The organism is Bacillus sp. C28GYM-DRY-1 (assembly GCF_030519405.1).
Taxonomy (GTDB): domain Bacteria; phylum Bacillota; class Bacilli; order Bacillales; family Bacillaceae; genus Bacillus; species Bacillus spizizenii_A.
The window spans coordinates 18,376-30,690 of record NZ_JAUMKF010000007.1 but is presented as its reverse complement, the minus strand read 5'-3'; the positions used below and the strand labels follow the sequence as shown (position 1 = coordinate 30,690).

Genomic DNA, 12,315 nt, shown 5'->3' with positions numbered 1-12,315 from the left:
TCAATGAATTTACGTATTGGTGTAATTGGAACTGGAGCAATCGGAAAAGAACATATTAACCGCATCACGAACAAACTATCCGGCGCAGAAATCGTTGCTGTTACGGATGTCAATCAAGAAGCTGCGCAAAAGGTCGTTGAGCAATACCAATTAAACGCGACGGTTTATCCAAATGATGACAGCCTGCTTGCAGACGGAAATATAGACGCTGTCTTAGTGACAAGCTGGGGGCCTGCGCATGAATCGAGCGTGCTGAAAGCGATTAAAGCCCAGAAATATGTGTTCTGTGAAAAGCCGCTCGCGACAACGGCTGAAGGATGCATGCGCATCGTTGAAGAGGAAATCAAAGTGGGCAAACGCCTCGTTCAAGTCGGCTTCATGCGCCGTTATGACAGCGGTTACGTACAACTGAAGGAAGCGCTTGATAATCATGTTATTGGCGAGCCGCTTATGATTCACTGCGCGCACCGCAACCCTACTGTGGGAGATAACTACACAACAGATATGGCTGTAGTCGACACGCTTGTTCATGAAATTGATGTGCTGCACTGGCTCGTCAATGATGACTACGAGTCCGTTCAAGTCATCTATCCAAAAAAATCAAAAAATGCACTTCCGCATTTGAAAGATCCGCAAATCGTATTGATTGAAACGAAAGGCGGCATCGTCATCAATGCTGAGATCTATGTGAACTGTAAATACGGCTATGACATTCAATGTGAGATTGTAGGGGAAGACGGCATCATCAAGCTTCCTGAACCGTCAAGCATCAGCATGAGAAAAGAAGGCAAATTCAGCACAGATATACTGATGGATTGGCAGAGACGCTTTGTAGCTGCGTACGATGTGGAAATCCAAGATTTCATTGATTCGATTCAAAAGAAAGGCGAGGTCAGAGGCCCGACGGCATGGGACGGCTATATTGCTGCAGTTACGACTGATGCGTGTGTAAAAGCCCAGGAATCCGGACAAAAAGAAAAGGTTGAATTGAAGGAAAAACCGGCATTCTATCAATCGTTTACAACAGTTGAAAACTAAAAAATAGAGGAGTAAAAATATGAAATTAGCATTGGATCCATCGATGTACCGTGATGATTTAACGTTGGAGGAGATGGTTTATAAAACAGCGGAGCTTGGTTATGAATATATTGAGCTATCACCGCGCGAGGATTTTTGTCCATTCTATAAATATCCGAAAGTCGATTCAGCAAAGATCAAACAGTTAAAGCGTCTATTAAAGGATACAGGTGTTAAGCTTTCATCGCTCCTTCCGCTTTATCACTGGGCTGGTCCTGATGAAGACCGCCGCCAGGCTGCGGTGCGCAACTGGAAAAGGGCGATCGAAATTGCGGTTGAACTTGAAGTTGATTTAATGAACAGTGAGTTCAGCGGTTCAAAATATGATCCTTTAACAAGTGAAGAAAAATTCATCAAATCCATGGATGAGCTTCTGCCAGTCTTTGAGAAAGAAGGCATTAAACTTAATCTTCAAGCCCATCCATACGATTTTATCGAAACGCACAAAGGTGCGATGGATATGATTCGCGCGCTAGACAAGGATTGGATCAATCTTGTCTACTCGACTGCGCATACGTTCTTCTATGATGACGGCAAAGGCGACATTGAGACCATGTTTGACGAAGCCGGCGACCGCCTCACACATGTTTTATTTGCAGATACCTTTAATCATAAAGCGGCTCATGGCCTGCGCTACATCGTCAATCCGCCTGATGCAAAAGTAACGGTTCACCAGCATTTAGACATTGGGCAAGGTGAGGTTGATTTTGATACGATTTTCAGAAAGCTGAGAGAGATGAAGTTCGACGGAATTGCGACAAACGCAGTATTTGCTTGGGTCGACGAAAGAGCGGATGAATCAAGCCGATTTATGCTTAAGAAAATGAAAGAAGAATTAGGTCTGGCATAAGCTGAGCATGGAGTTCGGCGGGATATGGCGAACAGCCTTCCTGCCGAACTCCCTTCATATCTAAAACGCAGATGGGGGAGTCTGACATGAAACTTTGTTTTAATGAAGCAACAACATTGGAAAATTCAAACCTTAAACAGGATTTAGAACTATGCGAAAAGCATGGCTATGATTATATTGAAATCCGCACAACGGATAAGCTGCCGGAGTACTTAAAAGACCATTCATTGGACGATCTTGCGGAATATTTTCAAACCCATCACATTAAGCCGCTTGCCTTAAACGCGCTCGTGTTTTTCAACAACCGTGATGAAAAGGGGCACAATGAGATCATCGCTGAATTTAAAGACATGATGGAAACGTGCAAAACCCTCGGTGTGAAATATGTCGTGGCCGTCCCGCTGGTGACTGAGCAGAAGATTGTAAAAGAAGAGATTAAAAAGAGCTGTGTGGAGGTGCTGTCTGAGCTTTCAGATATCGCGGAGCCGTATGGCGTAAAAATCGCGTTCGAATTTGTCGGCCATCCACAGTGTACAGTTAATACGTTTGAACAGGCATACGACATCGTAAACACAGTCGACCGTGACAATGTCGGGCTTGTCCTTGACAGTTTCCACTTCCATGCAATGGGGTCGAATATTGAAAGCTTAAAGCAGGCAGATGGAAAGAAGATTTTCATCTATCATATCGACGATACCGAAGATTTCCCTATCGGCTTTTTAACGGATGAGGATCGTGTATGGCCGGGCCACGGGGCGATTGACTTAGATGCCCACTTATCAGCACTAAAAGAAATTGGCTACTCTGGTGTTGTATCGGTTGAGCTCTTCCGGCCTGAATACTATAAGCTGAGTGCTGAGGAAGCCATTCAGACAGCGAAAAAAACAACGGTTGATGTCGTATCAAAATACTTCAACATGTAATGGGTAAAGGAGGGGTGGACATGGCTTTTGTATCGATGAAAGAGCTTCTTGAAGATGCAAAGCGGGAGCAATACGCAATCGGCCAGTTTAATATCAACGGCCTGCAGTGGACGAAGGCGATTTTGCAGGCTGCGGAAGAAGAACAGTCACCTGTTATCGCGGCGGCATCGGATCGGCTGATCGACTACTTGGGCGGATTTAAAACCGTAGCCGCGATGGTCAATGCGCTGATGGAAGAATTGTCAATCACGGTTCCCGTTGTCCTTCACCTTGATCACGGCAGCAGTGTGGAGCGCTGTAAGCAAGCCATTGAAGCAGGCTTTAGCTCGGTCATGATTGACGGATCACATTCACCGATTGATCAGAATATTGCCATGACGAAAGAGGTAGCGGACTATGCCAAGCCTCACGGTGTGTCAGTGGAGGCTGAAGTCGGCACGGTAGGCGGCATGGAGGACGGTCTTGTGGGCGGTGTAAAATACGCTGATCTTCATGAGTGCCAGCGTCTCGTGGAAGAAACCAATATTGATGCCCTGGCTGCTGCACTTGGATCAGTTCATGGAAAGTATCAAGGTGAGCCTAAGCTCGGATTCAAAGAGATGGAGGAAATCGCTAATACAACGAACATTCCGCTTGTTCTTCACGGCGCATCGGGAATTCCGGCTGATCAAATCGCAAGAACAATCCAGCTTGGCCACGCGAAGATCAACATCAATACAGAATGTATGGTGGCATGGGCAGAAAAAACACGCGCTATGTTTGAAGAAAATCCTGACTTATATGAACCCCGTGCTTATATGACGCCGGGAATTGACGCAGTAAAAGAAACAGTGAAAAGCAAAATGAGAGAATTCGGCTCAGCGGGAAAAGCCGCTAAACAGCAAGTCAGCTGAAGAAAAAGCACTCACAATGTCGTGAGTGCTTTTGTCATGTTATGTTTGGTTTTCTTTCTCACGCTTCACCATCTTATCAGCAATCAAATCAACCTGTTTGCTGACGGAAATCGGATCGTACGGGTAGAATGTGTCAAAGTCGTTAATAAACACACGGTTATGTTTGACAGCGTCTAGGTTTTTCCAAATAGAGGAGTCCTCCAGCTTGTCGAGTGTTTTGCTTTCGCCTTTCGGATTGTAGTCCGTAATGAACATATAATCTGCGGCATACTCAGGAATGACCTCTTGAGAGAGCTGTTTCATTTCTACTTTTTTAATGACATCTTGTTCAATTTTTTCAGGCGCTTTTAACCCTAGCGCGTTGTATACAGCTTGGCCGCCGCGTCCGCCATTGTCATTGAACACCCAGAATTCGCCCTTATCCGTGTTTTCATAAATACCGAATGTTGCATCCTTGTCGATGACGCCGGCAATTTTCTTTTTGGCTGCTTCTGCCTTTTTGTTAAAATCAGCCATAAATGATGTTGCTTCATCTTTCGCTCCAGCGATATCTCCGAACATGCTGACTGTGTCTTCTACGTTTTTCGCTTTGTTATAAGGAACGACAACAGTTGGAGCGATTTTCTTTAATTGATCGACATTCTCTTCATTCATGACAACGATTAAGTCAGGCTGAAGCTCCATTACTTTTTCAACGCTGATCGGATCACCGACATCCTTCACATCTTTCAGCTTTGATTTTAAAAACGGATTATCAAATGACCATGAGCCCGAGCCGACCACATTCGCTCCGACAGACAGCAATTCTCCAGCATAAAAATCAGTAACGATGCGTTTCGGGTGTGCAGGAATGTTGACGTTCCCTTTTGTTGATTTGTATGTTCTCATTTCTGTCTTTTCGGAAGCTGAATCACTTGAGCTTCCTTTCGAGGCCGTGCTGCTGCAAGCGCTGGCAAACATAAGAAGCAGTACCAGCATGCCTGCGAGCAATGTGTTCTTTTTCATCAAGAACCCCCTCCAATATGTATTTTGAATTATTGATAATGATTATCATTATTAATTAATAATATAGCAAGAAACCTGTGTTCCGTCTATTACTATTTTAAGGGGAGAAATTTCTTTTTACAGGTGACGCTGTATTCTTAATCAATTATTATAGGTAAATAGAAAGAGGGAAATATAGGAATTACTAGAAGAGGTGCCGCGTGGGAGTGGCTGAATAGCTGGTGGATGCTGTTTATTTTCTTGCCGTTTGCCATTACCAGTTTTTTTGCTTTTTTATTTATTGGCATTAAGGTGAGAAATAGAAAGTGGATCATGTACGGAATCATTTAATTTTTCGTATTTGCGTTTGGTTTTGTGCTGCCCGATCGGCCCGGCGTTTTTATTGTGCTCCCGTTGTGGGCTGTAACCATTATTCATGGTTTTAAAGTGCGTCCGCTGTATTTGATTCAGCAATATGTCTACAAAGATCATGTGGAGGCGCGGGCTTTTGCTGAGGCAAGAAGTGAAGCCGAGAGCAGATTTGATGCACCGAAACAGTCTATTCAGGATATACATATTCGAAAAGAACGGTAAGAACGGTAAGAAAAAGCTCAACACGAACAGTGTGTTGAGCTTTTTCTATACTACTGCTGGTAGGATTGCTGCTGGAATGGCGTATGTTGTCCGAATGGCAGTGTAGACACATTCGTATTCATCATGCTGGATTGTCCAGTGAGCTCCTGCTGCATTTGGTTGCACATGTTGACAACCTGCTGGCATTTTTGAATGGCCGTATCATGTCCGTGCAGCGCTTGCTGAATGGTATGTGCAGCTTGTTGTTCGTGGTTTAGAATCTGCTGCAGCATTTGGATGTTTTGCTGCTCTTGGTGAAGCATTTGGCGATATTGCTGGCTGCTTTGCTGTGTTTGCTGAATCAGCTGCTGAGCAGTCTGGCGTGCTTGGTTCAACTGCTGCAGGCTGTGTTGTGTATGATGCATGAGTTATCCCTCCATATGATCGATTGACGTAAGTCGGTATTATCATGCAACTAGAATGAAAAGAAATTCTCCAAATGAGGAACTACAATTATTTTCCTCAGTTTCTCCATCTTTGAATGAAAACGGTAAAGATTGTATACTGGTACAAACCCTTTTTATGTAAATGTTCCGTTCTAAAACCATAAGAATTGCGGAAAACGAAACCCTGAAATCGGGAGAATCGTATTCCGCTTTTTTTCTTTGCCTGCTTCAGAAACCGCCTTCTCCTGCAGTATATGGGATATTCAGCCTGTTTTCTACTGAGCGGAGACGCTGATTGAGCCGGTTTAAGCGGCGTGTATGGCGTTCAACAGTCTGGCTTAACTGATTAACCTGTTCAGCAATCCGTGCGATTTCCCGATTTTGACGGCGGTCTTCGTTTGTCAGACGGGTTAATTCTCTCGCCTGCTGTTGATTTTGCCGTTCGAGTGCTGCGATTCTTCGTTCCAAAGCCGGCTGTCTATCCATTTGGTAGGGCTCGTATACATCCTGCTGAGGATAAGGGTTGTATTCATATTGGTTATAGTAAGGTTCCTGCTGAGGCAGCTGCGGGCTATAATGCTGATATGGATACATGTCATCAATCTCCTTAAAAATAAAATGTGGGTGTATTCCTTATAATTTATGTGGTCATTGGCACAGTGCCACGGCATGTGCCCAAAAAAGGGAGGAAAGGATAGATCACCTTGAGAAACAAATGTTGCATTTGTTTTTACCTGCTGTGTGCACGGGACCCATGAACGGCGTAAAATCAGCAACAGTCAACTTTACCAAAGACGAGGTGATAGAGAGAAGAGGTACAGCTGCCTTTTATATCCTACAAGGTGGGGATTCAGTATCGCGGACCTTATTATCCGCTCAAAAGCACGCTGAAAAGAGGAGAAAACGGGACACTGATATGGGAGCAAAATGGCCAGGCAAAAACGATGACAAGAATCAAATCATAGACTGGCAAGGAGGAGAAAGATGAGAAATAAAAAAGCTGAAAGACTGGTGCTAACAGGACTTATTTTACATATCATTCAGTGGATATTGATATTAGGGGCTTTTCTCAAGATCAAACACTTATTTAGTGACTATACAATTTATAATCCTAATGTGATCAGTGGATCGATGCAGTCCTTATCGTTTATACAAATGATGCGCGCTATGATGTACTCAGGGGCAATCGTGAATGATGTGTTGTTTTTTGCGCTAGTATTGCTTATTTATTGTATAGTGCTTCATGCCATCTTGATTGTTCTGGAAATGGCGGCTTACGTCATGATCAGACGGAACCCTAGCTCTTCATGGGTATTCTTTTTGACGGCGGCGGGTGTGAAGCTTGCTATCTTGAATATCACCGGCATTCCTTTTTTAGCGGCCGGCTTCCTGCTGATGAAACAGGAAAAAGCAGAAAACGGCGGCGTGGAGACAAAAAGAAAGCGGAAACCGCGTACGCGTACCCGAAGACAAGGCCGGCGTCTAAACAGAATCCGGAGAAAATCATCTCTTCCGGTTGAATATCAAAAAGAAAAAACGATATGATGGGACTATAGCCTGAAAACGACACGAAGGAGATGCAGGATGTACAAACTAATTGCAATTGATATGGATGGAACACTTTTAAATGATCATCATGAAGTAACAGAGGAGGTCCGCAACGCACTTAACGCGGCTAAAGCGGAAGGTGTCAAGATTGTGCTTTGCACCGGCCGGCCGATCGGGGGTGTGCGGAGATATTTAGATGAACTGAATTTAATTGAAGATGGCGATTATGTCATCGCGTATAATGGAGCGCTTGTTCAAAATACCCATACAAACGAAGTGGTCACGGAGCTGTCACTCGGTTATGATGATTTGACTTCATTATATGATCTGAGCTTAGAGCTGAAGACGCCGATGCATTTCTTTGACTCATCTAATTTATATACGCCTAACCGGGATATTAGCGAATTTACCGTATATGAATCCTATGTGACGCAAGTGCCGCTTCATTTCCGTAAGATTGACGAGATGCCAAAAGATATCCTCATCCCGAAAGTGATGTTTATTGATAAACCAGAGAACTTAAGCCACGTCATTACATCGATTCCAAAAGACGTGAGAGAAAAATATACAATGGTCAGAAGCGCGCCTTTCTTTTATGAAATTCTGCATCCGGAAGCCAGTAAAGGAAATGCCGTTCGCCAGTTGGCACAGCAGCTTGGCATTGAACAGGCCGAAGTCATGTGCATAGGGGACAACGGGAACGACCTGACAATGATTGAATGGGCGGGCTGCGGTGTTGCCATGGCAAACGCCATCCCGGAAATATTGGAGGCAGCAAACTTTCAAACGCGCTCCAATAATGAACACGGCGTTGCGCATGCGATTCACGAGCTTGTTTTGTCGAAATAATGAAATCCAGCCTTTTAGGAGGCTGGATTTTTTATCGGGGCTTTATTGTACTAGCGGAATCACGCCTGCCGGAGTGTCTGCCTGGAAGACGAAAACATGCTCTGCCGGCCAGAGCAGAGGCAGAAGCGGTTTTAACTATCACCAATAGGGAATGTAACAGTAAGGATACTGTGAAAGAGGGTTAGACACATGACCGTAAAAGACCAGTGTATGTCAAAAATCAAACAGGAAACCAAGCCTTGGATCAAGCGATTCGGCAGATTTGGTTATTTTGCATTCGGCGGCGTGTTTATTCTACTCGGGATTTTAGCATGTATGACGGCAGCCGGAGCGGGCGACGCGAAAGATTCGAGCGGAGCGCTCCAAACGTTATCACGCATGCCGTACGGGTCGTTCTTGCTTTTTTTCATTGGCATCGGTCTCGTCGGTTATGTGATCTGGATGGTGCTGAGTGCGTTCAAGGATACGGAAGGCCATGGATCAAGCAGGCGGGGCTTGTCACGAAGAACGGGAAATTTATTCAGCGCCGCCGTATACGCATCGATTGCATGGAATGCCCTTCGGTTTGTTTTTGATCAAGGGAGCGGCAGCACTTCAGAACAGACGTGGTCCGCTTATGTATTGGCGCAGCCATTCGGCCAATGGCTCACGGGGCTCACGGGTGCGGGTTTTATCCTATTTGCGATCGTTCAATTTGTGAAGGGTGTACGGGCTGCTTTTATGAAAGAATTCGATACGTCAAAAATGAATAAACAAATGAAATGCATCGCGAAAAACACCGGGCGCGCGGGCCATATCGCCCGGGCCATTATTTTCTCGGCTATCGGCTATTTTCTCATCAAGACAGCCATGACGGCTGATCCTGACGACACAAGAGGCTTTGACGGTGCGCTCGCTGAACTCGCGCAGCAGCCGCATGGCAAAATGATTCTATCTATATTGGCGTTCGGGCTGATCTTATATGGAATGTACGCTATTATGAAAGGGATTTTTCAGCATATGACATGGGAGAAGTAAGCTCTGGACAGGTCCTGCGCCCAGAGCGTTTTTCAGTTTCTCAGAAATCAGGTGGATGAAAGCTGGGGCCAGCCTGTATAATAAAAGCAAATCCAAAGCAGTTTTATCATGAACTGATCCAAAGGGAGGTGCGGAATGGATCGGGAAAAACAGCAATTAAGCATAGAAGCGGCAAGGCTTTATTATCAGTCTGACTACAGTCAGCAGCAAATTGCTGAGCAGCTCAACATTTCAAGGCCGACCGTTTCCCGGCTGCTGCAATATGCAAAAGCAAAAGGGTTTGTCCAGATTCGCGTCATGGACCCTTTTGAGGATTTGGATGCGCTCGGTTCCATGCTTGAAGAGAAATACGGGCTTCTCGAGGCGCATGTTGTATATTCCCCGACACCCGATTACGCAGGAATTACTCATGACCTCAGCCGCTATGGTGCAGAATATATGCATGAAACGGTAAAAGATGGCGACATTGTCGGTGTCAGCTGGGGAACCACCATGTACCAAATGGCGCAAAACATGCAGCCAAAACAGGTAAAAGGGGTCGAGGTCGTCCAGCTGAAAGGCGGCATCAGCCATTCCCGGGTAAACACGTATTCCGCTGAAACGATTCAGCTGTTTGCAGAGGCATTTCAGACGATGCCGCGCTATCTCCCGCTTCCCGTCGTGTTTGATCATGCGGATGTGAAGAGAATGGTGGAGAAAGACCGTCATATTGAGCGGATCATCGAGATGGGCAAGCAGGCGAATATCGCTCTCTTCACAGTGGGAACAGTCCGTGACGAAGCGCTGTTGTTCCGGCTCGGATATTTTAACGAAGAAGAGAAAGCCCTGTTGAAAAAACAGGCCGTCGGGGATATTTGTTCACGCTTTTTCGATGCGAAAGGGAATATTTGCAGCAGCGCCATCAATGACCGAACCATTGGCGTTGAGCTTGAAGACCTTAGGCTGAAAGAACGCTCCATTTTAGTGGCCGGCGGGAGCAGAAAAGTGTCCTCCATACACGGCGCATTAACCGGAAAATACGCCAATGTTTTAATCATTGACCAGCATACTGCGAGGGCGCTTGTTAATGATTTGTGACACGGGCAAACCGCTCGTTGAACAAAATTTCAATTACCAATTTACATATGTTCAAAAGTCGGTTATGCTAAAAAATATCTTAAAAAAAAGGAAGTGTGCGAAGGATGTCATTAGCTAACATAATTGATCATACAGCTTTGAAACCGCATACACAAAAAGCGGAGATTCTAACAATAATTCAAGAAGCGAAAACATACAATTTTGCTTCAGTTTGTGTCAATCCGACATGGGTTGAGCTTGCTGCAAAAGAGCTTGAGGGAACTGGAGTTGACGTCTGTACGGTCATCGGCTTCCCGCTTGGTGCCAACACAACTGAAACAAAAGCGTTTGAAACAAAAGACGCGATTTCAAAAGGCGCTACTGAAGTAGACATGGTCATTAACATTGCCGCGTTGAAAGACAAAGAAGACGATGTGGTTGAAGCGGATATCCGCGGTGTCGTGGAAGCTGCAGCCGGAAAAGCGCTTGTCAAAGTCATTATCGAAACATGCCTTTTGACTGATGAAGAAAAAGAACGCGCATGCCGTTTAGCGGTTTCTGCTGGAGCGGATTACGTGAAAACATCAACAGGATTCTCTACAGGCGGCGCAACGAAGGAAGATATCGCCTTAATGCGCAAAACAGTAGGCCCTGATATCGGCGTGAAAGCATCCGGCGGCGTCAGAACGAAAGAAGATGTAGACACAATGGTCGAGGCGGGAGCAAGCCGAATAGGTGCAAGTGCAGGCGTTTCCATTGTAAAAGGCGAAAACACATCAGGCGGAGACTATTAAGAAGCTGACGGGAGGCACATTGCCCTTCCGTTACTCATCTTTCTTTTCTGGGGAAGCAGTTATTGTAAGCGAATACAAATAAAGGAGAAACACATATGAAGTATTTGATTGGGATCATCGGTTTGATCGTATTTTTAGGCCTCGCGTGGATCGCAAGCAGCGGGAAAAAAAGAATTAAGATCCGCCCAATTGTTGTTATGCTCATTTTGCAATTTATTCTCGGCTACATTCTCCTCAATACCGGGGTAGGGAATTTCCTCGTAGGAGGATTTGCAAAAGGATTCGGTTACCTGCTTGAATACGCGGCAGAAGGAATCAACTTTGTGTTTGGCGGCTTGGTGAACGCGGATCAAACGACTTTCTTTATGAACGTTCTCTTGCCAATCGTGTTTATTTCCGCTTTGATTGGGATTCTGCAAAAATGGAAAATCCTCCCGTTTATTATTAAATATATCGGCCTTGCCCTCAGCAAGATAAACGGTATGGGAAGACTAGAATCGTATAACGCAGTCGCTTCAGCCATTTTAGGTCAGTCAGAAGTATTTATCTCCTTGAAGAAAGAACTAGGTCTCTTAAATCAGCAGCGCTTGTACACGCTATGTGCTTCTGCGATGTCAACCGTATCAATGTCAATCGTCGGCGCGTATATGACAATGCTGAAACCGGAATATGTTGTAACGGCACTCGTCTTGAACTTATTTGGCGGTTTCATCATCGCTTCAATTATTAATCCTTATGATGTAAAAAAAGAAGAGGATATGCTCCGTGTCGAAGAAGAAGAAAAACAATCCTTCTTCGAAGTCCTCGGAGAATACATCCTTGACGGCTTCAAAGTAGCAGTTGTCGTCGCTGCGATGCTGATTGGATTTGTTGCGATTATTGCTTTAATTAACGGCATTTTCAATGCAGTATTCGGTATTTCCTTCCAAGGCATACTTGGATATGTGTTTGCTCCATTCGCTTTTCTTGTGGGTATCCCATGGAATGAGGCTGTTAATGCGGGAAGCATTATGGCAACAAAAATGGTTTCAAATGAATTTGTCGCCATGACGTCGCTAACGCAAAACGGCTTCCATTTCAGCGGCCGTACAACAGCGATCGTATCGGTATTCCTTGTGTCATTTGCGAACTTCTCTTCAATCGGCATCATTGCCGGTGCCGTAAAAGGACTGAATGAAAAGCAAGGAAATGTTGTCGCTCGTTTCGGCCTGAAATTATTATACGGCGCTACGCTTGTCAGCTTTTTATCAGCAGCAATTGTGGGCTTGATTTACTGAACTTAATCGAAAAGGATCGGTGACCAAA

The 12,315-nt window shown here is 45.0% G+C and carries 13 protein-coding genes and 2 pseudogenes; 12 read left to right on the top strand and 3 right to left on the bottom strand.

What is annotated here, in order from left to right; all coding sequences use genetic code 11:
* Window positions 1-3: 3 nt before the first annotated feature.
* From iolG to fba, 4 genes are all read left to right on the top strand, one after another.
* On the top strand, window positions 4-1,038 hold the full coding sequence (gene iolG, locus Q3W56_RS08710; RefSeq protein WP_302895177.1) for a bifunctional inositol 2-dehydrogenase/D-chiro-inositol 1-dehydrogenase: 1,035 nt from the start codon (window positions 4-6) through the stop codon (window positions 1,036-1,038).
* Between the two features lie 19 nt (window positions 1,039-1,057).
* Window positions 1,058-1,927 carry a sugar phosphate isomerase/epimerase family protein gene (locus tag Q3W56_RS08705; RefSeq protein WP_014115770.1) on the top strand — a complete coding sequence of 290 codons (870 nt, stop codon included), beginning with the start codon at window positions 1,058-1,060 and terminating at the stop codon, window positions 1,925-1,927.
* Between the two features lie 86 nt (window positions 1,928-2,013).
* Window positions 2,014-2,850 carry a 2-keto-myo-inositol isomerase gene (iolI, locus tag Q3W56_RS08700; protein ID WP_302895176.1) on the top strand — a complete coding sequence of 279 codons (837 nt, stop codon included), beginning with the start codon at window positions 2,014-2,016 and terminating at the stop codon, window positions 2,848-2,850.
* Between the two features lie 20 nt (window positions 2,851-2,870).
* Window positions 2,871-3,743 carry a class II fructose-1,6-bisphosphate aldolase gene (gene fba, locus Q3W56_RS08695; protein WP_302895175.1) on the top strand — a complete coding sequence of 291 codons (873 nt, stop codon included), beginning with the start codon at window positions 2,871-2,873 and terminating at the stop codon, window positions 3,741-3,743.
* A 39-nt stretch (window positions 3,744-3,782) separates the two neighbouring features.
* On the opposite strand, the gene Q3W56_RS08690 is transcribed toward fba, so the two are convergent.
* Complete coding sequence (locus Q3W56_RS08690) at window positions 3,783-4,748, bottom strand: iron-hydroxamate ABC transporter substrate-binding protein (protein WP_302895174.1); 966 nt, start codon at window positions 4,746-4,748, stop codon at window positions 3,783-3,785.
* A 174-nt stretch (window positions 4,749-4,922) separates the two neighbouring features.
* Between Q3W56_RS08690 and Q3W56_RS08685 the strand changes: the two are divergent.
* Window positions 4,923-5,321 (top strand): annotated as a pseudogene (locus Q3W56_RS08685) (hypothetical protein).
* Between the two features lie 50 nt (window positions 5,322-5,371).
* Here Q3W56_RS08685 and Q3W56_RS08680 read toward each other — a convergent pair.
* Both Q3W56_RS08680 and cotNE read right to left on the bottom strand, forming a co-directional pair.
* Window positions 5,372-5,725, bottom strand: a complete 354-nt coding sequence (locus tag Q3W56_RS08680) for a hypothetical protein (protein WP_302895173.1) — start codon at window positions 5,723-5,725, stop codon at window positions 5,372-5,374.
* Window positions 5,726-5,974: 249 nt separating this feature from the next.
* Window positions 5,975-6,340, bottom strand: coding sequence for an inner spore coat protein CotNE (gene cotNE, locus Q3W56_RS08675; RefSeq protein ID WP_302895172.1), 366 nt, complete (start codon window positions 6,338-6,340; stop codon window positions 5,975-5,977).
* A gap of 154 nt (window positions 6,341-6,494) precedes the next feature.
* Here cotNE and Q3W56_RS08670 point away from each other — a divergent pair.
* The 7 genes and pseudogenes from Q3W56_RS08670 to nupC form a co-directional block, all read left to right on the top strand.
* Window positions 6,495-6,711 (top strand): annotated as a pseudogene (locus Q3W56_RS08670) (DUF3255 family protein); the annotation flags it as partial.
* A 19-nt stretch (window positions 6,712-6,730) separates the two neighbouring features.
* Window positions 6,731-7,291, top strand: coding sequence for a hypothetical protein (locus Q3W56_RS08665; protein WP_302895171.1), 561 nt, complete (start codon window positions 6,731-6,733; stop codon window positions 7,289-7,291).
* Window positions 7,292-7,330: 39 nt separating this feature from the next.
* Window positions 7,331-8,143, top strand: coding sequence for a sugar-phosphatase (yidA, locus tag Q3W56_RS08660; protein WP_302895170.1), 813 nt, complete (start codon window positions 7,331-7,333; stop codon window positions 8,141-8,143).
* A gap of 189 nt (window positions 8,144-8,332) precedes the next feature.
* Window positions 8,333-9,160: a DUF1206 domain-containing protein gene (locus Q3W56_RS08655; protein ID WP_302895169.1), complete on the top strand. Its 828-nt coding sequence runs from the start codon at window positions 8,333-8,335 to the stop codon at window positions 9,158-9,160.
* Between the two features lie 135 nt (window positions 9,161-9,295).
* Entirely contained in the window at window positions 9,296-10,237 is a 942-nt protein-coding gene (deoR, locus tag Q3W56_RS08650) for a DNA-binding transcriptional repressor DeoR (RefSeq protein WP_302895168.1), read from the top strand.
* Between the two features lie 104 nt (window positions 10,238-10,341).
* A complete protein-coding gene (gene deoC, locus Q3W56_RS08645; RefSeq protein WP_302895167.1) occupies window positions 10,342-11,010 on the top strand; it encodes a deoxyribose-phosphate aldolase in 669 nt (222 codons plus the stop codon).
* A gap of 95 nt (window positions 11,011-11,105) precedes the next feature.
* Complete coding sequence (nupC, locus tag Q3W56_RS08640) at window positions 11,106-12,287, top strand: nucleoside permease NupC (RefSeq protein ID WP_302895166.1); 1,182 nt, start codon at window positions 11,106-11,108, stop codon at window positions 12,285-12,287.
* Window positions 12,288-12,315: the final 28 nt, after the last annotated feature.

What these genes read in the sequence shown, in the direction of transcription:
- iolG (WP_302895177.1), top strand. Translation starts at nt 4, where the DNA reads ATGAATTTACGTATTGGTGTAATTGGAACTGGAGCAATCGGAAAAGAA.
- iolI (WP_302895176.1), top strand. Translation starts at nt 2,014, where the DNA reads ATGAAACTTTGTTTTAATGAAGCAACAACATTGGAAAATTCAAACCTT.
- yidA (WP_302895170.1), top strand. Translation starts at nt 7,331, where the DNA reads ATGTACAAACTAATTGCAATTGATATGGATGGAACACTTTTAAATGAT.
- cotNE (WP_302895172.1), bottom strand. Translation starts at nt 6,340, where the DNA reads ATGTATCCATATCAGCATTATAGCCCGCAGCTGCCTCAGCAGGAACCT.
- nupC (WP_302895166.1), top strand. Translation starts at nt 11,106, where the DNA reads ATGAAGTATTTGATTGGGATCATCGGTTTGATCGTATTTTTAGGCCTC.
- Q3W56_RS08680 (WP_302895173.1), bottom strand. Translation starts at nt 5,725, where the DNA reads ATGCATCATACACAACACAGCCTGCAGCAGTTGAACCAAGCACGCCAG.
- Q3W56_RS08690 (WP_302895174.1), bottom strand. Translation starts at nt 4,748, where the DNA reads ATGAAAAAGAACACATTGCTCGCAGGCATGCTGGTACTGCTTCTTATG.
- Q3W56_RS08705 (WP_014115770.1), top strand. Translation starts at nt 1,058, where the DNA reads ATGAAATTAGCATTGGATCCATCGATGTACCGTGATGATTTAACGTTG.
- deoR (WP_302895168.1), top strand. Translation starts at nt 9,296, where the DNA reads ATGGATCGGGAAAAACAGCAATTAAGCATAGAAGCGGCAAGGCTTTAT.
- deoC (WP_302895167.1), top strand. Translation starts at nt 10,342, where the DNA reads ATGTCATTAGCTAACATAATTGATCATACAGCTTTGAAACCGCATACA.
- fba (WP_302895175.1), top strand. Translation starts at nt 2,871, where the DNA reads ATGGCTTTTGTATCGATGAAAGAGCTTCTTGAAGATGCAAAGCGGGAG.
- Q3W56_RS08665 (WP_302895171.1), top strand. Translation starts at nt 6,731, where the DNA reads ATGAGAAATAAAAAAGCTGAAAGACTGGTGCTAACAGGACTTATTTTA.
- Q3W56_RS08655 (WP_302895169.1), top strand. Translation starts at nt 8,333, where the DNA reads ATGACCGTAAAAGACCAGTGTATGTCAAAAATCAAACAGGAAACCAAG.